20 protein-coding genes are annotated in these 21,518 nt (G+C 62.8%); 7 read left to right on the forward strand and 13 right to left on the reverse strand.

The window, feature by feature from the left end:
• Positions 1–2: 2 nt before the first annotated feature.
• The 6 genes from REH34_RS26545 to REH34_RS26570 all read right to left on the reverse strand — a co-directional run bounded on the left by REH34_RS26545 (position 3) and on the right by REH34_RS26570 (position 5,845).
• A complete protein-coding gene (locus REH34_RS26545) occupies positions 3–848 on the reverse strand; it encodes an alpha/beta hydrolase (protein ID WP_311969785.1) in 846 nt (281 codons plus the stop codon).
• On the reverse strand, positions 845–1,783 hold the full coding sequence (locus tag REH34_RS26550) for an ABC transporter substrate-binding protein (protein ID WP_226502064.1): 939 nt from the start codon (positions 1,781–1,783) through the stop codon (positions 845–847). The genes REH34_RS26545 and REH34_RS26550 overlap by 4 nt, the downstream gene beginning before the upstream one ends.
• A gap of 31 nt (positions 1,784–1,814) precedes the next feature.
• Positions 1,815–2,576 (reverse strand): ABC transporter permease, encoded by a 762-nt coding sequence (locus tag REH34_RS26555; protein ID WP_311969786.1) that lies wholly within the window; start codon positions 2,574–2,576, stop codon positions 1,815–1,817.
• Positions 2,573–3,355, reverse strand: coding sequence for an ABC transporter ATP-binding protein (locus REH34_RS26560; protein WP_226502066.1), 783 nt, complete (start codon positions 3,353–3,355; stop codon positions 2,573–2,575). Before REH34_RS26560 ends, REH34_RS26555 begins: the two co-directional genes overlap by 4 nt.
• Positions 3,356–3,387: 32 nt before the next feature.
• Positions 3,388–4,893, reverse strand: a complete 1,506-nt coding sequence (locus REH34_RS26565; RefSeq protein ID WP_311969787.1) for an aldehyde dehydrogenase family protein — start codon at positions 4,891–4,893, stop codon at positions 3,388–3,390.
• Between the two features lie 292 nt (positions 4,894–5,185).
• Entirely contained in the window at positions 5,186–5,845 is a 660-nt protein-coding gene (locus REH34_RS26570) for a GntR family transcriptional regulator (RefSeq protein ID WP_311969788.1), read from the reverse strand.
• 234 nt (positions 5,846–6,079) lie between these two features.
• Here REH34_RS26570 and REH34_RS26575 point away from each other — a divergent pair, with 234 nt between their 5' ends.
• Both REH34_RS26575 and REH34_RS26580 read left to right on the forward strand, forming a co-directional pair.
• Positions 6,080–7,102, forward strand: coding sequence for an alcohol dehydrogenase catalytic domain-containing protein (locus REH34_RS26575; RefSeq protein ID WP_311969789.1), 1,023 nt, complete (start codon positions 6,080–6,082; stop codon positions 7,100–7,102).
• A 22-nt stretch (positions 7,103–7,124) separates the two neighbouring features.
• Positions 7,125–8,084, forward strand: a complete 960-nt coding sequence (locus tag REH34_RS26580) for a PDR/VanB family oxidoreductase (RefSeq protein WP_311969790.1) — start codon at positions 7,125–7,127, stop codon at positions 8,082–8,084.
• Positions 8,085–8,178: 94 nt separating this feature from the next.
• Here REH34_RS26580 and REH34_RS26585 read toward each other — a convergent pair whose 3' ends face one another.
• Positions 8,179–9,429, reverse strand: coding sequence for an NAD(P)/FAD-dependent oxidoreductase (locus REH34_RS26585; RefSeq protein ID WP_226502071.1), 1,251 nt, complete (start codon positions 9,427–9,429; stop codon positions 8,179–8,181).
• Between the two features lie 345 nt (positions 9,430–9,774).
• On the opposite strand from REH34_RS26585, the gene REH34_RS26590 reads away from it, so the two are divergent.
• From REH34_RS26590 to REH34_RS26610, 5 genes are all read left to right on the forward strand, one after another.
• Positions 9,775–10,752, forward strand: a complete 978-nt coding sequence (locus tag REH34_RS26590) for a LysR family transcriptional regulator (protein WP_311969791.1) — start codon at positions 9,775–9,777, stop codon at positions 10,750–10,752.
• A 391-nt stretch (positions 10,753–11,143) separates the two neighbouring features.
• On the forward strand, positions 11,144–12,667 hold the full coding sequence (locus REH34_RS26595; RefSeq protein WP_311969792.1) for an amino acid ABC transporter permease/ATP-binding protein: 1,524 nt from the start codon (positions 11,144–11,146) through the stop codon (positions 12,665–12,667).
• A gap of 49 nt (positions 12,668–12,716) precedes the next feature.
• Entirely contained in the window at positions 12,717–13,589 is an 873-nt protein-coding gene (locus REH34_RS26600; protein WP_226502074.1) for a phytanoyl-CoA dioxygenase family protein, read from the forward strand.
• Positions 13,590–13,617: 28 nt separating this feature from the next.
• A complete protein-coding gene (locus REH34_RS26605; protein WP_226502075.1) occupies positions 13,618–14,451 on the forward strand; it encodes an ABC transporter substrate-binding protein in 834 nt (277 codons plus the stop codon).
• Positions 14,452–14,507: 56 nt separating this feature from the next.
• A complete protein-coding gene (locus tag REH34_RS26610) occupies positions 14,508–15,239 on the forward strand; it encodes a class II aldolase and adducin N-terminal domain-containing protein (RefSeq protein ID WP_311969793.1) in 732 nt (243 codons plus the stop codon).
• 159 nt (positions 15,240–15,398) lie between these two features.
• Here REH34_RS26610 and REH34_RS26615 read toward each other — a convergent pair whose 3' ends face one another.
• From REH34_RS26615 to REH34_RS26640, 6 genes are all read right to left on the reverse strand, one after another.
• A complete protein-coding gene (locus REH34_RS26615) occupies positions 15,399–16,547 on the reverse strand; it encodes an alpha-hydroxy acid oxidase (protein ID WP_311969794.1) in 1,149 nt (382 codons plus the stop codon).
• A 209-nt stretch (positions 16,548–16,756) separates the two neighbouring features.
• Positions 16,757–17,539 (reverse strand): hydroxyethylthiazole kinase, encoded by a 783-nt coding sequence (gene thiM, locus REH34_RS26620; protein WP_311969795.1) that lies wholly within the window; start codon positions 17,537–17,539, stop codon positions 16,757–16,759.
• Between the two features lie 151 nt (positions 17,540–17,690).
• Positions 17,691–19,235: a sodium:solute symporter family protein gene (locus tag REH34_RS26625; RefSeq protein WP_311969796.1), complete on the reverse strand. Its 1,545-nt coding sequence runs from the start codon at positions 19,233–19,235 to the stop codon at positions 17,691–17,693.
• Positions 19,232–19,492 carry a hypothetical protein gene (locus REH34_RS26630; protein WP_311969797.1) on the reverse strand — a complete coding sequence of 87 codons (261 nt, stop codon included), beginning with the start codon at positions 19,490–19,492 and terminating at the stop codon, positions 19,232–19,234. Before REH34_RS26630 ends, REH34_RS26625 begins: the two co-directional genes overlap by 4 nt.
• Positions 19,493–19,623: 131 nt before the next feature.
• On the reverse strand, positions 19,624–20,559 hold the full coding sequence (locus REH34_RS26635; protein WP_226502081.1) for a choline kinase family protein: 936 nt from the start codon (positions 20,557–20,559) through the stop codon (positions 19,624–19,626).
• A complete protein-coding gene (locus tag REH34_RS26640) occupies positions 20,556–21,509 on the reverse strand; it encodes an aminoglycoside phosphotransferase family protein (RefSeq protein WP_311969798.1) in 954 nt (317 codons plus the stop codon). Before REH34_RS26640 ends, REH34_RS26635 begins: the two co-directional genes overlap by 4 nt.
• Between the last annotated feature and the right edge of the window lie 9 nt (positions 21,510–21,518).

Raw genomic sequence — 21,518 nt, forward strand, 5'->3', positions numbered from 1 at the left:
AATTACTCCAGCTCGGTGCGTTGCAGGAACGCAGTCAACACTCGGCACAGATCGGCCGTTCTTTCCCAGGTCACGTTGTGCCCGCATTGGCCTAACAGCACCGCGTCGGCATCCGGTCGCAGGCGGTTGAACGCCAGCGCCGTAGGTTCCAGCAGACAGGCGCGATCTTGCCAACCATGCACCAGGGTCATGGGGCAGGTGATGCGCTGGGCCGTCGCGAGGTCCAGAGCGACATCCGCCAACGCTTGCTGTGGATCGCCTAGCAACTCGGCGAAATACGCTGCAAAGGCAGAGTCGGCGAAGGGCGCGAAGCGTGCGGCGACCCGTTGCGCCGAGGGCTTGATGCCGGCGGCAGTCATCGGTGCCATGGCCTTGGCCAGCGCCGCGGGCGTCTGCGGCACCGTCCAGAAGTCGCGCAGCGCCTGGGTAGGCGGGCTGGCGCACAACGGCGCGCCGATCGACAGCACGGCGACGATAGAGGGCTCACTGGCGGCGCAGCGAAACGCGAGGGCGCCGCCGATGGAGTTACCGATCAAGGTCGCCGGCGTGCCGATGCGTTGCAGCACGGTGCGCAGTTGCCGCTGCCACAGCTCGACGTCAAACAGCGGCGCGCTGTGTTTGCGCCCCGAGGCGCCGAAGCCGATCAGGTCCAGCAGGTGCACCTGACCGTGTTCCAGCAGCGCATCAAGGACCGGCTCGAAGTTGGCCAGGCCGCAGGTGCCCGGGCCGATGCCATGGATCAGGACGATCGGGCGGCCCGCGCCAGCGCTCCAGGACACCGCTTCGATATCCTCGACCCAGTCGATATGGCGGGTCCAGCCTATGGGTTCGGGCGTCGTGGTGTTCATGGCTTGGGCTCATAGCCGTAGTCGTCAAGCGGCTTGACCGAATCGATCAGATCATTCTTCTTCATGTACTCGGCGAAGGCCTGGTAGCGGGTGCGATCAAAGGTCAGCGGGTTGCTGGCAATGAACGGCAAGGTGTCTTTCCAGGCAGTCTTGTTGAGGTCGTTGTTCAGGTCGGGATAGGCCTTGGCGAATGCCGTCCAGGTGTCGTCAGGGTGGGCCTTGAGGTAGGCAGTGCCTTCGGCCAGCGCTGCCATGAACTTCACGATCTTGGCGTCATGGGCATGCGCCTTGTTGGCCAGCACGATCAGTTCGTCGTAGGCCGGCACGCCGTTTTCTTCAGGCTTGAAGATGATCGGGGTGACACCCTTTTCCTTGAGTTCGGTGGTCTCGAAGTTGCGGAACACGGCAATCGCGCCATCGACCTGATGGGTCAGCAGTGCCGGGATCACCTGAAAATTGACCGCGACCAGATCGACATCCTTGGGATCGACGCCATTGAACTTGAGCATGTTGCGGATGGTGACGTCTTCAAGGCCGCCCACCGAGTAGCCGATCTTGCGGCCCTTGAAGTCTTTCATGGTCTTGATCGGGCCACCTTCGACGGCAGCGATGGTGTTGAGAGGCGAGTTGATGATGGTGCCCACGCGTTCGACCGGCAGGCCCTTGTCGACGAGCATGTACAGCTGCGGCTGATAGCTCAGGGCAAGATCGGCCTGGCCGGCGGCGAGCAGGCGTGGCGGCACGCTCGGGTCGGCCGGTGGGATGATTTCGACGTCCAGCCCGGCGCGCTTGAACGCGCCGCTGTACTCGGCAGCGAAGATCGAGGCGTGATTGGGATTGACGAACCAGTCCAGCAGCAGCTTGATGTGTTCATCGGCCTGGGCCGACGCGGTGCCGAGCGTCATCAGTGCAGCGAAGGCGAACTTCTTGATCATGATGTTTCCCTTGAAAGAGGCGGTTGGCAAATCAATGGGTGTTGCTGGAATCGGGTACCCAGTACAAAAGCTTGCGCACGCTGATATCCACCAGTTGCACCAGCACGACGGCCATCAGGGCGAGGAGGAACAACGCGGCGAAGCACACTTCGGTCTGCACCCGGGCGTTGGCGTTGAGCATCACGTAGCCCAGGCCGCTGGACGAGCCGACCCATTCGCCGATGATGGCGCCGATCGGGGCCACCGCTGCGGCCACCCGCAAGCCGGAACCGAACGAGGGCAGGGCGGCCATCAGGCGCACGTGGCGCAGTTCGGCCAGGCCGTCGGCATTCATGGTTTTCGCCAGCTCCAGCCAGCCGGGCTCGGTGCGCCTCAGGCCGTCGAAAAACGAAGCCGTGACCGGGAAGAAGATGATCAGCGTGGCCATGACGATCTTCGACGCCATGCCGAAGCCCAACCACAGCACCAGCAATGGCGCCAGGGCGAACACCGGGATCGCCTGGCTGATGATCAGCACCGGCATCAACCACTGCTGCAGGCGTGGCGAGAACATCATGGTCAGGGCCAGCACCATGCCCAGCGCCAAGCCGCACAACAGCCCCAGGGCAATCTCCGACAACGTCACCAGAAAGTGGTGGCTGAGGGATTCGCGCCCGCTCCACAGCGCCTTGGCGACGGCGAACGGGGTCGGCAGCATGTAGCTCGGAATACCGGTGAGGGTCACCGCATACCAGATCAGCAACAGGCCGACGAAAATGATCAGCGGCCGCACGCCGCGTTGCAGGCGATTCATTGATGCAGCTCCGTGAGAATTCGCAGCAGGCGACCCTGGCTCTGCAGCACTTGCGGGTTGTCGGGGGCGCGGGGCGGCAAGCCGTCCAGGGTGATGGGCTCGCCAAGGGTGGCGGGATGACCGGCCAGCACGATCAAATGGCGGCCCAGGCGGCAGGCCTCGAGCGGATCGTGGGTGATCAGCAGGGCCGTACAGTTGGTCAGCAATTCGGCGGCGAGGTCCTGGACCTTGGCGCGGGTGAGGGCGTCGAGTGCCGAGAAGGGCTCGTCCATCAGCACGATGGGCCGACGCTCATACAGAGTGCGGGCGATGGCCGCGCGTTGGCGCATGCCGCCGGACAGCGCAGCGGGCAGCAGCTTGTCGCGCCCGGCCAGGCCGACTTGCTCAAGCAAGTGGTCGGCCCAGGCGTCATCGGTTTTTTCGCGGCGCAGACGCGCGCCAAGGGTGACGTTCTGGCGCACATTGAGCCAGGGGTAGAGCAGGTCTTGCTGGCCCATGTAGGCGATGCGCCCGGCCAGGGGCAGGCCATCGCTGCCCATCACGCTGCCGGCGCTGGGCGTGGCCAGGCCGGCAATGATCTTCAGCAGGCTGCTCTTGCCCACGCCGCTGGCGCCAAGCAGGGCGATGAACTCGCCGCTGCGGATCTCCAGGTTCATATGCTCGAAAATGGTCTGCTGGCCGTAACGCAGGGCCAAGTCCTTGACCACGATGCCTGGAGGCGTTGTGCCGACAGCAGGATTGGCCACAGCCGGCAGCGGCTGTTGGGTGATTGCATTCACAGGGTGGTTCCTCTTCAAACCGGTAGACGGAATTACAAGCGAGCCGCGACGCCCTTGAGTTCGGTGTAGTCCTCGACGGCCGCGAAGCTGGCGGCGCGGCCCCATCCCGACTGCTTGTAGCCGCCCATGGGCAGGGCCGGGTCGAAGCAGTTGTGGATGTTGATCCAGACATTGCCGGCCTTGATCTTCTTGGCCATGCGGTGGGCGGTGGCGAGGTCGCGGGTCCAGACGCTGGACGCCAGGCCGAAATCGCTGTCGTTGGCCAGTGCGGCGATTTCGTCCAGGTCGTCGCTGTCGAAGGGCATGGCACAGAGCACCGGCCCGAAGATTTCCTCGCGGTACACGCTCATCTGCGCACTGACATGGGTGAGCACGCAGGGGGTCATGAAGTAACCCCGGTCGCCGACGACCTCGCCGCCCACCAGGTTTTCGGCACCGGCTTCGGCGCCGGCCTTGAGGTAGCCCGCCACCCGCTGCAATTGCTCGGCGCTGACCAAGGGGCCCAGTTCGGTGTGGGGGTTGAGGCCATGGCCCAGGCGCATGTTGCGGGCACGCTCGACGAGGCCGTCGACCACTTGGTCGTAGACCTTGCGGTGGATCAGCACCCGCGAGCTGGCGGTACAGACCTGGCCTGAACTGAAGAAGATGCCGCTGGCGATACCGGCAATGGCTTGCTCCAGATCAGCGTCGGCGAACACCACGGCGGGATTCTTGCCACCCAGTTCGAGGGTGAGTTTTTTAAGGTTGCTGGCGGCGCTGGCCTGCACGATACGTTTGCCGGTCTCGGTGGAACCGGTGAACGACACCTTGTCGACATCCCGGTGGTTGCACAGCGCAGCGCCGGCGGTTTCGCCGTAGCCGGTGACCACGTTGATCACGCCCGGGGGGAAGCCGGCCAGTTCGGCCAGTTCGCCGAGGCGCAAGGTGCTGAGCGGGGTCTGCTCGGCGGGCTTGATGATCACTGTGCAGCCGGCGGCCAGGGCCGGCGCCATGCGCCATACCGCCAGTTCGAACGGGTAGTTCCAGGGCACGATAATGGCGGCGACGCCGATGGGCTGGCGCAGGCTGTAGGCGAACATTTCCCAAGGCGTGGAGGTCGCCAGGGTTTCGCCGGTGATCTTGGTGGCGTAGCCGGCCATGTAGCGCAGCATCAGCGATGAGCCAGGGATGTCCACCATGCGCGTTTCGTAGATCGGCCGGCCGGTGTCGTAGGCTTCCAGCTCGGCGAGTTCTTCAGCATGGGCGTCGATCAGGTCGGCGAGTTTCATCATCAGGCGCGCCCGCTCGGCGCCACCCATCAACGCCCAGGCGCCTTTTTCAAACGCGTTGCGAGCCGCCGCCACGGCGACGTCGACGTCAGCCTGCATGCCGTTGGGGACGTGGGCGATGACCTCGCCAGTGGCAGCGTCGAGCACGGCTATGGGGTCGCCGCCCAAGGCATCGCACCATTGCCCGCCAATGAGCATCCGCTGCTCACGGGCAGCAAAAGCGGCTACGGTGGCCGATACAACCGGCTTGCTCAACAAGGTCTGAATCATCGCTTGGCTCCGGGGAGTAGAAACAGAGAGGGAAGTCTCTGTGTATACACGGAGTTAGCAATAGCTGTGCCACTCGGCGAATTTTCCAATCCTGTGCATGCGCGGGGCGGATACGGAGCGACTTCACCTGAACATTTGGGTTTTGCCCGCTTAGGCGCGGGTTTTAAGCAAGTATGAATGATCTATAAAGGTGCGGACGGATGCTTTTGTGAGCAAAAAAAGCGCTTTGGAAGACATATAAAAAATACATGGGAGGACCTATTTGCTGCTTTGAGTATACATAGAGCGGGGCTCACCCCATTTCGTCGAGTAAATCTTCGTCCATTACCCCTGTGCGCAATACATGGGCGCGCATCGAGTGATAGGCCAGCTCGGTGTCGCCGCGCAGCACGGCATTAAGGAACATTTCATGCTCGCGATAGGAGATTTCCAGCGAGTCGCGGCTGCTCATGAGTTCAGCACGGGTGTACGGCACGATGCGCAGACGCATGTTGGCAATGGTCTCGGTCAACAGAGCGTTGGCGGCGGCCATATGGATCAGTTGGTGCAGCTCCAGGTTGAGGGCATCGAACGCGGCGTGGTCGTCGGTCGCCAGGATGTGTCGCGCACGTTCGGAGAGCTTGAGCAATTCGCTGCGTTGCGCCGGGGTGCGGCGGCTGGCGGCGTAGCGGGCGGCGCTCGCTTCAAGGTCGGCGATCACCTCCAGCGTTTCGCGTTGATGATCGGCGGTGGAGTGGTCGACCACGATGGCGCCCTGGCGCGGTGTGATCTTGACCACCCCCAAGGCATCGAGCTGGCGCAGCGCCTCGCGCACCGGCGTACGTGACACTTGATAGCGCTCGGCGAGTTCGAGTTCTTCCAGGTGCATACCCGGTACCAGTTGGCCTTGGCGGATTTCATCAAGCACCAGGCTCTGGATCTTGCTGGCGAGGGTAGGGACGCGTCGTTTCATCTGTACAGGGCCGCAAAGGAGGATGGCGCTAGCCTAATAGCTGTTGCGTGCGCGGCAAAGGGCTTTGCGCTGAGTACACACGGAAATATCGCTATCTCTCAAGTATTCTGGCTAAATTCCAATGATTGCTGGGGTTTGCCGAGTTTCGCACATCGCTGTGGCAAGGCCATTTATCGAGATGGCACCCTTCTTGTATGCACAGCCCGCATCGTGATCCCTTAGGAAGCCTTCACCATGCACATGCGCGCCGTCAGATATCTGGGCCCCGGCCAGCCGTTTTGCCTGCAATCGATACCGCGTCCCGAGCCCGCCGCCGGGCAGGTGCGTATCAAGCTCAAGGCCTGCGGCATGTGCCACACCGAATTGCACTTTCGTGACGGGCTGCTCGACCTAGGTTGCCGCGACGTGACCATGGGCCATGAAATCGCGGGCGAGATCGAGGCCTTGGGTGCAGGTGTCGATCCGGCCCGGCTGGGTGAGCGGGTGCTGGTCTACTACTACGAAGGCTGCGGCCACTGTGAATACTGCCGCACGGGTGACGAACAGCTGTGCCCGGCGGTCAAGGCGCAGCCGGGGTTTTCCAGCGACGGTGGCTACGCCGACTATATGGTGGTGCGCGCCACCAACTGTGTAGTGGTCCCTGCGCATGTCAGCCTGGAGGAGATCGCGCCCATGGCGTGCGCCGGTACCACCGCCGTGCATGCCGGCAAGATGGCCCGCATCCGGCCCGGCGATTGGGTGGTGATCCATGGCACCGGCGGTGTCGGCCTGGCACTGCTGCAATATGCGCGGCACGTGGGCGGGCGGGTGATCGCCATCGATCGCAGCGCCAAACGCCTGGAGCTGGCCTCGACCCTGGGTGCCGAGCATGTCATCGATGCCACTGCGCAGGTCGATGTGGCGGCAGCGGTCATGGCCCTCACGGGCGGCGCCGACGTGGTGTTCGAACTGGTCGGGCGCGAGGCGACCCTGCGTGCCTCGCTGCAGATGCTGCGCCGCCGCGGCCGTTATGTGCTGGTCGGCTACAGCGCCGATGTGCTGCAGGTTCACCCTATTGACCTGATCGTGCGCGAGATTCAGGTCATGGGCTCGGTCGGCTCGACCCTGCAGGATGCCCACGACATCGTCGATCTGGTCAGTCGTGGTGTTATCCGCTCGCTCGTCGATCACAGCATTGCGCTGGAAGATTTCGAGCAGGGCCTGCACACACTGGAAGAAGGCCATGCCCAAGGCCGTATCGTCATCCGTTTCGATTGAACACTGTCAAAAGGTAGTCGTCATGTCCGTTACTCAATCTGCCCGCGTCAAGACCCTGCGCCACGAAGCTGAAGGCGTGCTCAGCGTCGAATTGTGGCCGGCTGACGCCGCCGACTTTGCGCCGTTCACCGCGGGCTCGCACATTGATCTGCATTTGCCCGGCGGGCTGGTGCGCAGCTATTCGCTGATGAATTGCTCAAGCGAACGCAACCGCTATGTAGTGGCAGTGCTCAACGACCGCAACAGCCGCGGAGGCTCGCGCTGGTTGCACGAGCAGTTGAAGGTGGCTGCGCCGCTGTCGATTTCAGTGCCGCGCAATAACTTTCCCCTCGACGAAAGCGCTGCCCACAGCGTGCTGGTGGCCGGCGGTATCGGCATCACGCCGTTGTACAGCATGTGCCTGAGGCTGCTGGCACTGGGCAAGTCGGTGGAGCTGATCTACTGTGTACGCTCGCGTCACGAGGCCGCGCTCCTCGATGCCTTGGCGCAACTCGGCCTCAGGGCGACGTATCACTTCGATGACGAACAGGGTGCGGCGCCCGATTTGCTCGCGTTGCTGCGCGGTCGCCCGGCCGATGCGCATTTCTATTGCTGTGGGCCGGCGCCTATGCTCACGGCCTTCGAGCAGGCTACTGAAGCTCTGGGGCATGGCCATGTACACATCGAGCGGTTTGCCGCGATCGCCGCCCCCGAGATTGCCGAAGCCAAGCCCCTGCAAGGTTACGAAGTGGTGCTGAGCGCATCGGCGCAGACACTGCTGGTGCCCCCTGGACGGTCGTTGCTGGATGCGCTGCTCGATGCCGGAGTAGAGGTTGAATACAGCTGCTGCGAAGGGATCTGCGGCGCCTGTGAGACGCGGGTGCTGGAAGGGGAAGTCGAGCACTATGACAGCGTATTGAGCAGGGCTCAGCGCGAGTCGAACAAAGTCATGATGGTGTGCGTGTCGCGGTCCTGCGGTGGGCGGCTGGTGCTGGACCTGTAGCGGTGTAGCGAGGGGGCTTGCCCCCGATTCGAAGTATCGGCAAAGAAGGGTCGCTAATTCGATGGTCGGGGGCAAGCCCTCTCGCTAAAGGGTGTTACGACCGCTCGTACGCCTTGTACTCGTTCTGCAACGTGATGTGATCGGCGATGTACTTCGCGTCGTGCCACACGCCATAGATGAACGACGAGGCGCGGTTGACCAGATTCGGCAGCCCGAGGAAGTAGATGCCGCTCTCCGCGCAGATCCCGCGCTTGTGGAAGGGCTCGCCCTTGTCATCGAAGGCATTGACCTGCAGCCAGCTGAAGTCGAACTTGAAACCGGTCGCCCACAGGATGGTGGTGATGCCGGCCTCTGCCAGATCCAGGCTCAGCAGCGGCTGGCTCAGGCACTCTGGATCGGGCAATAGCTCCCAAGCTGCGGGTTCTGCCGGGAATGGCAGGCCGTTCGCCTCGATATAGGCGTCGGCATCACGCAGCACGTCGAAGTAGGCCCGGTCGCCTTCGGCGATGTTGTCTGCCAGGCCCGGCTGGAACGTCATGACGCCGTCGGTGCAGGACTCGGTCAGGCCCACCAGGGTGATGCCTTGGTGGGCGAGCCGGCGGAAGTCCACGGTCTTGCCGCCTTCATAGCCGCTGACCGCAAAGGCTACGTGCTTCTTTTTCGGGGTGATGCGCACTTCGTCCCACAGGCCCAGTGCACCCAGCCACCAGCAGTAATCGCGGCCGCGGTAGGCGCGGGGAGGGCGGTAGTGCTCACCCACCGAGAGGTAGACTTTCTTGCCGGCCTTTTGCAGCTCTTCGGCGATCTGCGAACCCGAAGCGCCAGCGCCGACGACCAGCACGGCGCCTTCGGCCAGTTGGCCAGGGTTCTTGTAGGTCGAGGAGTGCAGCTGCTCGACCTTGACGTGTTCGGCGACGATATTCGGTACCGCCGGGCGCTGGAACGGCCCGGTCGCGGCGACCACGTTGGCGGCTTCGATGATGCCGTCCGAGGTGGTCACCTTGAAGCCCGGACGGCCGACATGGCGTTCGACCTTGAGCACTTCGACGCCGGTGCGCACCGGTGCCTTGAGCATGGCGACGTATTCTTCGAAATAGTCGGCCATGCGCTCTTTGGGCGGGAAGGCCTCGGGCGAGATATTGCTGAATTTCAGGCTCGGGAAGCGATCGTGCCAGGCCGGGCCGTTGGCGACCAGCGAATCCCAGCGTTCGGAGCGCCAGCGCTCGGCGATACGGCTGCGCTCCAGCACGATGTGCGGCACACCCATAAGTGAAAGATGCTCGCTCATCGCGACACCCGCCTGGCCCGCGCCGACCACCAAGGTGTTGATTGTTTCAACTGACATATGAGCTTCCTGGAAAGAGAACCTAAAGAGAATCGACCTTGATCGGTTGTGTCGATGCCGAGGCACCGCCAGCACGTCGGGAAGGCACAGGCGCCTTGCAGACTTCATTTATCCACGTCCCCAGTGTGATCAAGCGCCGGTCTTATAGGAATTCTGCTTTTTGAACGTAGAGCTTAGGAAAAACCGAACCCCGCGATGAGGGGCCTCAGCGGATGATGGCGCCTTGTCGCACCCCCGGCAGTTCGCGCGGGTCTCGGCATGAACCGTGCAACGTCGCCATTCATAGGGTTGTGCTGGTTTTGATCAGCGGTAGCTCGCTCGTTCGTTTTAGTTGTGGAGGGCGTAATGCTCAGTCGTATCACTCAGCGCCAGCTGGAATACTTTGTCGCTTCCGGGGAGGCCGGCAGTATCAGCGCCGCCTCGGAGCGTATTCACGTGTCATCGCCATCCATCTCGGCAGCGATCACCCATATGGAGGCCGAGCTGGGGATTCAGCTGTTCATTCGTCATCACGCCCAGGGGGTATCGTTGACGGCGGTCGGGCGTCAGGTGATGCAGGAAGCCAAGCTGATTCTCGAGCAGATGAGCAACCTGTACACGATCGCCTCCGAGTCGCTCAACACCGTGCGTGGGCCGCTGCGCGTGGGCTGTCTGCACTCGCTGGCGCCGATGATCACCCCCGAGCTGGTGTTCGGCTTCGGGCGCGCCTTCCCCGGTGTGCGCATCACCCAGGTCGAAGGCGATCACGAACAGTTGCTCGAAAAATTGCGCAGCGCCGAGATCGATATCGCCCTGACCTACGACCTGGCCAGCAGCGCCGACATCGACTTCCAGCCCCTGGCCAAGCTGCCGCCTTACGTGATGGTCGGCGATTACCACCCCTTGGCCCACCTGCCCGCCGTGAGCATTCAGGATCTGGAGGCCTATCCCTTCGTGCTGCTGGATATCCCCTGGAGCCGCGACTACTTCCTCAGCCTGTTCATCCAGGCTGGCATCACGCCGAACATCGTCATGCGCTCCAGCAATCTGGAGACGGTACGGGCCATGGTCGGCAACGGCGTCGGCTACACCATCGCCAACGCCCGCCCCAAGGGCAACTTGTCCCAGGACGGCAAGCGCCTGATCCGTATTCGCCTGGCTGGCGGCTTGCACCCGTTGCAACTGGGCTATGCCACGGCCACCAACGCGCAATTGTCCCGTGTGGTGTCGGCGTTCACCGAGCGCTGCCGCATGTTCGTTTCCGACCAGTACATCCCCGGCATGGCGGCGCCGAGCTTCTTCGATCCCCATGCCGTGCGGGCGCTCGATGCGCCGAACGAGTGACGGCTGCACCACTCTTGACCATAGAGCGCTTGACGGCTGCTTCGGACTTTCCCGGCGCCGGAGTAAACCAGGCGCCAATCGATACGAGGGGCCGCAGCCCGCAGGCGTATAGCAATGGATGAGCTCCGGGATGATCCTGAATGCAGCGCACCAATAGGGGGCGGCAAGACCCAGCCTGCACGCTGCCGTGATTTATTTTGGTGCGCACTCCCACGGCGCAATGGGGTGGCTGAAGGTCTGCATCGGATCTGCCTACTCACTGGTCCGGTTAATCCTAATTGACCGCACGTGCCTCTCTCCACGAATCTCGTTTCATCGGTGCATACCCTGAGGCGCGTTCGAACGAGGCGCCCGGTTGCACATTCTGATTTATTTGTTGAGCGCAGCGACGATGACATTTGACTGGAATTACATGTTTGGCTTGCTGTTCGATGCCGAGTTCTGGCGAGCGACCTGGACCGTTATCAAGCTGAGTTTCGTGACCTGGGTCGTCAGTATCGCCCTGGGCTTTTTCGTGGCCTTGGCCAAGCAGTCCAAACAGCCACTGCTGAGCGCTCCGGCGCGTGCCTACATCTGGCTGTTCCGCAGCTTGCCGCTGCTGGTGCTGCTGATTTTCGTCTACAACATCCCCCAGGCGTTCCCCGCCGCATCGGTGGTGCTGGGCGACCCGTTCTGGGCCGGCCTGCTGGCCATGGTGCTGTGCGAAACCGCCTATGTCGCCGAGATCCATCGCGGCGGCCTGCTGTCGATTCACAAGGGCCAGGCCGAAGCGGCGCGGGCTCTGGGGTTGAAGTTTCTCGGCACCCAATGGCGGGTGATCATTCCCCAGGCGCTGCGGGTGGCCTTGCCGTCGCTGGCCAACGAATACATCTCCATCGTCAAGCTCAGCTCGCTGGTGTCAGTGATCTCGCTGACCGAAATCCTCATGGTCGGCCAGCGCCTGTATTCGCAGAATTTTCTGGTGATGGAAACCATGGCGGCGGTGGCGTTCTATTACGTGCTGATCGTCACGGTGTTCGACTTCCTGCTCAAGCGCCTCGAGCGCTTCCTCGACGTCAACCTGCGCAACGTCTCCCGTGTGCCTGACGCCGAAGTGCTGGCGCTGGCCACTCAGCAAAGCGCAGTGGTCCAGCGCGCTGTCAATGCCGCCCCCGGTACTCCCGCGCTGCAGGCCACCCGCTTGCACAAGGCCTTCAACGATGTCGAGGTGCTCGGCGCCGTGAGCTTGCAGATCCAGCCCGGTGAAGTGGTGTCGGTGATCGGCCCGTCCGGTTCGGGCAAGACCACCCTGATTCGCTTGCTCAACGGGCTGGAGCAGATCGACAACGGTGACATCCAGATCAATGGCCAGCCGTTTATCCACCTCGACAAGCAAGGCGCACAGAAACCGCAATACGTGGAGCATGCCGAGCACCGCCTGAACATCGGCATGGTGTTCCAGAGCTTCAACCTGTTCCCGCACCTGACCGTGCTCGACAACCTGTTGATGGCGCCGCGTTACCACCGCCTCGACGCTGCCACTGAACTCAAGCAACAGGCTTACGCCTTACTGCACAAGGTCGGCATGCTCGATCACGCCTGGAAGTACCCGCACCAGTTGTCCGGAGGGCAGCAGCAGCGCGTGGCGATTGCTCGGGCCTTGATGATGCGCCCGCAGATCATGTTGTTCGACGAGCCGACGTCGGCCCTGGACCCCGAAAAAGTCAACGAGGTGCTGCAGGTCATCGAAGCCCTGGCCAAAGAGGGCATCACCATGGTGATCGTCACGCACGAAATGAATTTTGCCTTCAAGATGTCCGACCGCATCGTCTTCATGGAAAAGGGCCGCATCGTCTGCGACGACAAGCCCCAGGCGCTGCGCAGCGGCCACAACCCACGCGTCGAAGCGTTCCTCAAGGATGTTTCGCTGGCGTGATCCCTTTAGCGTTCAAGCGCTTTTACGTTCAACCGCAGGAAGGATAAAAATGATCGAGCAATGGCACGTCGAACAGTTCCACCGCGATGGTTTTCTGGTGGTGGAAGGGGTTTTGAGCGCTGACGAGGTCGCGGCGTTGCAGCACGACTTCGACCAGTGGGTCGAGGAAAGCCGCAGCCACGCTGAGGGCTGGGGTGAAACGATCGACGGACGCGCGCGCTTCGACCTGGAAGGCGACCATCGCGCCGATCATCCTTCGCTGCGTCGGGTGAGCTCGCCCACCGAGATTTCGCCGGCCTACCTGCATGTGGCGATGCAGTCGCGCATGGCGCAGATCTCCGCGCAGTTGATCGGCGGCACGGGCACGCGCTTTCATCACAGCAAGATCAACTCCAAGCTGCCGCACACCGCGACCCAGGTCAAATGGCACCAGGATTTCCCGTTTACCCCGCACAGCAACGACGACCTCGTCACCGCATTGCTGATGATCAGCGAAGTGACCCCGGAAAACGGCCCGCTCAATGTCATCCCTGCCAGCCACAAAGGCCCGCTGTGGTCGCACTGGCACGACCAGCGCTTCACCGGCGCGGTCGCCGACGAGGTGGTGGCCGAGCAGTGCCAGGCGCCGGTCGCTTGCTTCGGCCCGGCCGGTTCCGTGTGTTTCATGCATACCCGTTTGCTGCACGCTTCAAGCCCTAACGAGACCGAACTGCCGCGCACGCTGTTCATCAGCGTCTATGCCGCTGAAGACGCGCTGCCATTCGGCGAAAACCCTTTGCCCAGCCAGCATTCCGGCCAGATGGTGGCCGGTGAGGAAAGCGGCCTCGTGCGCTCCACGGCCAATCAGTTGCGCTTGCCGCAGAAGCCCCGTGGCGCCTCTTTCTTTGTGCAACAGGCCGGTCTTGACCAAGCCACTGCCTAACCTCCTTCACACCTTTTAGGGATCTACCATGACAGCGTTGCACAAGATTGTTCGCCCTATCGCCCTGAGCCTGGTTGGCGCAGCGGTTGCAATGACCTCGTTGGCGGCCTCGGCCTTTCAACAGGATGGCAAGATCGTCGCCGGCTCCGACGTGACCTTCTTCCCGTACGAGTACATGGACAACAACAAGCCGGCAGGCTTCGACATCGAGTTCCTCGATGGCCTGGGCAAGGTCATGGGGCGCAAGGTCGAAACCGTCGACACGCGCTTCCCCAACCTGATCACCGGCCTGCAGGGCGGGCGCTTCGATGTCACCAACTCGTCGATGTACATCACCGCCGAGCGGGTCAAGGTCATCGACATGATCCCGTACCTGAAAAGCGGCGAATCGATCCTGGCGCTCAAGGGCGGTGCGTTTCAGCCCAAAAAGCCGGAAGAATTCTGTGGCCACAAGATCGGCTCCATGGCCGCCACCTCCTGGCTGGCGCAGATGCACAAGCTGTCCGATGACTACTGCGTGAAGAACAACTTGCCGCCGATCGCCATCAGCGAATACGCCACCGATCCGCAGACCACGCAGGCGCTGCTGGCACACGCGGTCGAAGCGCAAATCACCGACGCCGCCGTGGCCCATGGCGTGGTCGACAAGCTGGGCGGTCGCGTGGTGATTTCTTCCGATGCGCTGATCTACCCGGTGCTCAACGGCTGGGGCGTGAAGAAGGGCAACGACGAGGTCAAGAAGGCCCTGGTCGATGCGCTGGCCAAATACCGCACCACCCCGGAATACACCGCACTGCTGAAGAAATACAGCTTCGTCGCACCGACCGACGCCGACATCGCCGAGCTGATGCCTAAACCCTGATACCCACCTATGACGCGGCCGTCCTCAAGCCGGCCGCGTTGCATGGAGAACGAGCCATGGCTTTGACCCTGGAAGAACAAGCACGCATCGACCTGGCGGCGACCTTTCGTATCGTCGCTCACTTGGGGATGCACGAAGCGGTGGCCAACCACTTCAGCGCGGCCGTCTCGCCGGATGGCAAGCAATTTCTGATCAACCCGAAGTGGAAGCACTTCTCGCGCATCCGTGCGAGCGATCTGTTGCTGCTCGACGCCGACAACGCTGACAACGCCCAGCACCCGGACGTCGACGCAACGGCCTGGGCCATCCACGGGCAGATTCACCAGCGCTTGCCGCAAGCCCGCGCGGTGCTGCACCTGCACCCGGTCTACACCACCGCCGTGGCCTGCATGGCCACGCCGCAGGTGCTGCCGATCGACCAGAACACCGCGCGATATTTCAACCGTATCGCAGTGGACGAGATGTACGGCGGCATGGCTGAAACCGAGGCTGAAGGCGCACGATTGGCTGGGCTGTTGGACGGCAAGACTCGCCTGTTGATGGGCAACCATGGAGTGATGGTGATCGCGCCGAACATCGGCGAAGCGTTCGACGATATCTGGACCCTGGAGCGCGCCTGCCAGATCCTGGTGACCGCGTGGTCCACCGGCCAGCCGCTGCGGGTGCTGTCTGACGAAGTCGCCGAGAAGACTGCCAAAGGCTGGGAAGGCATCACTGACTTTTCGCGGCGGCATTTTGAAGAGATGAAAGAGCTGATGATCGAAGCGGATCCGTCTGTACTTGATTGATATTCGCCAGGCTGTAGGCGGGTACGGCGATGGATCTTCGCCCTTCATGCCGGCCCTTTCGCGGGGCAAGCCTTGCTCCCACAGGTGTATGACTCAAGGTCACTGTGCTCTGTGGGAGCAAGGCTTGCCCGCGAAGGGGCCATCAACGGCCCCTTGCATTCAATCCCTGCGCGGCAGCAAAATCCCGCGATCCACATCCCGAATATCCGTGCGGCCACAGAACGCCATCGACAAGTCCAACTCGTTCCTGATCACCTCCAACGCCGTACTCACCCCCAGCTCGCCCATCGCCCCCAGCCCATAAAGCATGGCGCGGCCGATGTAGGTACCCTTGGCACCCAGGGCGACCGCTTTGAGCACATCCTGGCCCGAACGAATCCCGCCATCCAGATGCACTTCAGCGTATTGGCCGATGGCCTCGACGATCGCCGGCAACGCCGAGATCGAGGACCCGGCGCCATCGAGCTGGCGGCCGCCGTGGTTGGAAACGATCACCGCATCGGCGCCGTGCTCTACCGCCAGACGCGCGTCGTCCGGGTCCTGGATGCCCTTGACGATCAGCTTGCCGCCCCAGCGTTGCTTGATCCACGCCACGTCCTGCCACGACAGGCGCGGGTCGAACTGCTCGCGGGTCCAGTCCACCAGCGAGCCGATGTTGTCGACGCCCTTGGCGTGGCCGACGATGTTGCCGAACTGGCGATTGCGCGTGCGCAGCATGTTCAGGCACCAGCGCGGTTTGCTGGCCAGGTTGGCAAGATTGCGCAGGGTCGGTTTGGGCGGGATCGACAGGCCGTTACGCTTGTCCTTGTGACGCTGGCCGAACACCTGCAGATCCATAGTCACCACCAGCGCCGAACAGTTGACGGCGCGGGCGCGCTCGATCAGGTCTTCGACGAAACTGCGGTCCCGGGTCACGTAGACCTGAAACCAGAACGGATGACGCTGAGTCGCCTGGGCCACGGCTTCGATCGAACAGATGCTCATGGTCGAGAGCGTGAAAGGGATGCCGAATGTGCGGGCCGCACGGGCCGCGAGAATCTCACCGTCGGCGTGCTGCATGCCGGTCAAACCGGTGGGCGCGATGGCCACCGGCATGCTCACCGGCACGCCGACCATGGTGGTGGCGGTGCTGCGCCGGGTGATGTCGAAGGCCACGCGCTGGCGCAATTCGATGCGCTGAAAATCCGCTTCGTTGGCGCGGTAGGTGTACTCGGTCCACGACCCGCCATCGACATAGTCATAGAACATGCGCGGCACTCGCTTGCGCGCGAGCAGGCGCAGGTCTTCGATGCAAGTAATCTGGGCCATGGAACCCCTTCTGACGGCACGTACCGCAATGAGTGGAGTGAGGAGCTTCACACTGCTGAGCGGTTCACGAAACCAGCATTTGCGTCAGGCAATGGTTAGGCAAAACCTTATGCCATCGGCCTTGGCATAACGGGCCTCGCGCGCCGGGGTTCATGAAGGCGGCAAGGTGCATGCGTGGCTTGGCCATGCTGTTGGATTGCTCAGGCGCGTTATTCCGCGGGGTCGAGCAGCGACAACTGATCGACGAACGCTGTGGCGAACGATGCGGTACCGATTGCGGCGGATGCGCGTTCGGCTGCGACGCTGTACAGCGCGTGGGCGGCGGCGGTGGCCAGCAAGGCGTCGTCGGTATTGGCCAGCAACGCCGCGATCAACGCCCCCAGGCTGCAACCGGCGCCAGTGACCTGGGTCAGGCGAATGTCACCGCCCTTGACCGCGTATACCTGGGTGCCGTTGGTGATGTAGTCCACCGGCCCGCTGACCGCCACAATGGCCCCGGTGCGCTGCGCCAGGTCCTTGATAAAGGCCAGCGCGTCATCTGAGCTGGCGGTGGTCTCGACCCCTTTGCCGCCGCCGCTTCCCCCCGCCAAGGCGATCAGTTCGCTGGCGTTGCCGCGGATCACCGTAGGGTGGAAATCCAACAGTTTGCGCACCGCCGCGTCATATTGCGGCGCGCCGGCACCCATCGCCACCGGGTCCAGCACCCACGGCGTACCCGCCTTGTCGGCGGAGTCGGCCGCAGTCCACAGCGCCTCGGGGCCGCTGCTCATCAGTGCGGCGGTGTTGAGCCACATGGCATTGGCGCCAGTGGCGAAGCGCTGTGGCCAGTCCATCGCCGAGCCGATGGCTGGCCCGGCACCGACCGCCAGCAGCAGGTTGGCGCTGAGGTTGGCGGCGATGTAGTTGGTCAGGCCGTAGACGAAGGGAGGGGCCTTTTTGAGCGCCGCCAAGGACTGGCGAACGCTGGGGGTTGCCCATGAGAGCTCTTGCATGGAATCACTCGACGCTAGGTGGAATACCACGAGTATTTGCCGGGAAGGGTGATTCGTAAATCGAATAATTTTTCGCAGGCTCTCAATGCTAGAGAATGAGGTACCTGATCTGGCGCCGCACCAGCCCCAAGGCCGGCGCGGTCGCCATGGATCAGCTCATGATCGGCGTTGCACCGAGAGGAGCACGCTGCGCCGACACGCTGGCGAACAGATCGTCCACGCGAGCGATTTCGGCCTGGCTGGGCTTGATGGCGAAGGCGAAGGCGACGAACACCAAGGCATTGAAGATCACCCCGATGATGCCGCTGGTCAAAGAGCCCAGGGCGGGGATGTCATCCGGGTAGATGACGGTCAGGAAGATGGCGATGACGATACCCACCAGCATCCCGGCGATCGCCCCTTGCTTGTTGCCGCGACGACTGAAGATTCCGAAAAACAACGGCACCGCCAGCTGAATGATCCCTTGGTAGGAGATCTGCGCCAGCAACTGCAACCGCGCGTAGTCGAACGTCAGGTAAGCCAGCAGCGAAGCGGCGGCAATGAACACCACCATCCCGGATTTGGCCAGCACGGTTTTCTCGCGGTCAGTGCGGGGTGTGTTCCAGGTCGCCAGGTCGTTGGCAAACTGGGTGCCGCACACCTGCACGCAGCCATCGACGTGGCCGATGCTGGCCGCCAGCACGATGACGATAGCCAGCGCCAGCAACCAGGGGCCGCCGATGTCGAACAACGACAGGAACCAGCCATTCTGCGGGTGCGCTGCCACGGCAGGGTCCTGGCTGATGGCGGCGGCGAACAGCATGAGAATGCCGTAGAAGCCCGCCACCAGCAGGATGGTGACCAGCGTGCCTTTTTTCACGGCGCGTACGCCGCTGGCGGTGTAGATGCGCTGGAAGCTCATCGGCCAGCACATCGAGCCGATGACCCCGGTGAAGATAAGGCTGAACATGTACATCGGTCCATAGGTGCTGCCACTGCCACCGGGAATCACCAGCATGCTGGCGGGCAATTGCGAAAGATGGGAAAACGACGCGGCCTCGCCAACACTGGAGCCGCCAAACATCAGGTACACGCACAAGGCCGCGCACAGCACGTAGGCGATCAGGCCCTGATACATGTCGGTCATGATCAGCCCGCGCATGCCCATGCTCACGGTCCAGTACTGACGCACCAGCACCACGCCGACACCGACCATCAGGCAGGTGGTCACGCCCCAGCGCCCGAAACTGGCGAACTGGAACAACGTGGCGAGCGCCTGGATGCCCATGACGACCCACGGGAACACCGAGATGATGCCGATGATCGAGGCGATGCGCTTGACCGCCGGGCTGTCGAAACGCATGCCCAGCAGGTCCGGCTGGGTGGTCAGGTTGAAGCGCTTGCCCCAGGTCCAGGCGCGGTTGGCCATCAGGTACATGGCCGTGACCCCGAGGGTGGCGTAGACCATGCCGTAGAAGCCCAGCGCACCGCCCACCGACAGCGCGAAGAACGCAGTAAAGGTTGCGCCCGGCCACCACGAGTTGGTGTAGCACATGGCGATGTACCAAGGCCCGTAGGAGCGACCGCCCACGGCATAATCGGAGAAGCTGTGGCTCTTGCGGTTGGTCGCGTACAGCACCGCGATCATGCCGGCCAGAAACAGGCCGATCAGGCCGAAGGTGATGAACAGGTTGGAGCCGATGGCGGTGCTGATCATTGCAGTTCCCCCTCTTCAGGTATCTCGCCCGTCGCGGATTCGACGATGTACAGCACCCACAAGCCGAGCCCGGTCAGAGTGGCGATGGCGATCCAGTAGAAGATCGGCAGCGGAATGCCGAGCACGATGACCGCGCTGCCGCTGATGCTCAGGTAGAACGGCGGAAACAGCGCCATCAGCAATAACACGAGGAAGTAGATGCCGAAGACCAGGGCCTTAAAACGTCTTGGCGGCGCCAGAGAGGGATTGCTTTGCATAACGTTGTGCTCCTTGAATTCTGGATCTGGTTGCTGTGCGATCGGATAAAACTCAAGCAGTGAAAAAAGACTGCGGAACACGCCGCTATTTTTTTATTGAATAAGCGGGCATCAGTGCCCTGGACGCTCGCTCAAGCCTGTCTGAGCCAGGTTTCCCATTGCGAGTCGTTGAATACGCTGCGTGCACGCATGTGCTTCCAGACGCCGTACTTGTAGAAGTCGAAGTCGAGCTGCGACACCGCATGCTGAACCATGGCCCAGGTCGACCATTTGAGGTCCGCCAGCGCCTTGTTCAATTTGATCCGCGCCAACGTCTGGGCCGTGACCTCGCCGAAGTAGTCTTCGATCAGCGCCAGCTCCATGTCGTCGGTGAAGAACATTTCGCCGAACCACAGCGCCAGTTCGTAGTGCCGGTCGTTGTTGGAGGCGTATTCGAAGTCCACCAGGCGGATCTGTCGGGCGTCGTTGAGCATGAAGTTGCCGGCCAGGGTGTCGTTCATGCACGGCACCAGGTCGATGCCAGAGGCTTGCAGCGCCTGCCAGGCGCGCTCGAACTGGCGGCACAGCCAGGCGTGGTCCGGCGGCGTGCAGCCGTGGAGTTCGGCGACCTGGCCCTGGTGTTCGGTGATCATGTCGAAGGCGGTCTTGGTCTGGATCAGCAGGGGTTGCTGGTTGAACGCCTTGAGCGCATGCAGCGCGTTGTGGCGCACATCGCGTTGCAAAAAGTCGTGGTTGGAGGACGCGCGCCAGCCTTCCATGAACTCGAAGACTTCGACGCCGCATTCTTCCAGAAAGGCGAACACCGGAGCGCCGTAGCCGGTCTGGGCGGCCTTGACGCTGGCGTCGTGGGCGGTGCGGCGGTCGATGAACATCTCGGTGCCGACCCCCGGCACCTTGAAAAAGTACGCGGTGTCGGCGCCTTGGACCTCGACGCGCCAGTTGGTATTGGAAATGCCGCCGCTAACTGGCTGGTAAGCGATCTGCCGACCACTCCAGGCGCCGACGCTGCGCACCGCGACCTCCAGTTGGCGCTCTGCGGCGTTGGCCGCTTGACCCAGTGTTTTCATGCTTGATCCCCCTGAACGTGGCGCAGCCAGCTTTCGAAGCGCGGGTCCTGAATGGCTTGGCGGCAGCGCAACAAGGTCCACTGTCCGACCTTGGAAAACTCCAGGCCGCGGCTCGACGTCGTGCCGGCCCACAGGCCCCATAACGTCCAGTACCAATCATCGATCAAGGCATACAGGCGGCAGCGGGCGTAATCCACCTCGAGGCACTGGCCGGCCCAGGCGGTGATCCCGGTACGCCATTGGCTTTCGAACGGATACAGCTCGTTGAGGGTGATCGCCACGTCGTACCAGGGATCGAAACAACCCCCCTGATCGAAGTCGACGAGCTGCAACGCGCCACCGGGGCCGATCATCACGTTACAGGCCACGCCGTCGCCATGCAGCGGCACGCGCGCCCCAGGCAGGCGTTGCAGCGCCTGCCACGCGAGGTCGATGCATGTGTCGATCCAGGTCAGGTCCGGCGGCAGCGATACGCCGTCACGCACACAAAACTGTCGCAGTTTTTGCAACTCGGCCATCGGCGAACGCTCGAAGTCCGGCACCGGGCCGCCATGCACGCGTTTCTTCAGGGCCCACAGCGCCTGTAGCCGCGGCGCCGAGGTCAGTTCATCAAGGCGTGCCCAGCGCCACTCTGGCGCGGGCAAGGCGTCGAACAGCAACACGCCGTTGGCCGCGTCGACGAGGATCAACGCCGGCGTTGCACCACTTTCGGCGGCGCATCGGCTGGCCTGGGCGCTGCGCTCGATATCGAGCAGCTCGGCCATGTCGGCGTGCAGCACCTTGGCGTAGTGGTTGCCCTTGGCGCTGCTGACCCGAAAACCCGCCCATTCGGTGGCCAGACGTATCGGTGAAGCCACCCCAGGCGTACCGGGGACGATCTGGATATCGGCAGGAAAGTCAGCTGCGCTCAGTGCATCGAGCAGCCGCGACTCGCACGATTGATGGGTCATGATCGCTCC

The organism is Pseudomonas baltica, from assembly GCF_031880315.1.
Taxonomy (GTDB): domain Bacteria; phylum Pseudomonadota; class Gammaproteobacteria; order Pseudomonadales; family Pseudomonadaceae; genus Aquipseudomonas.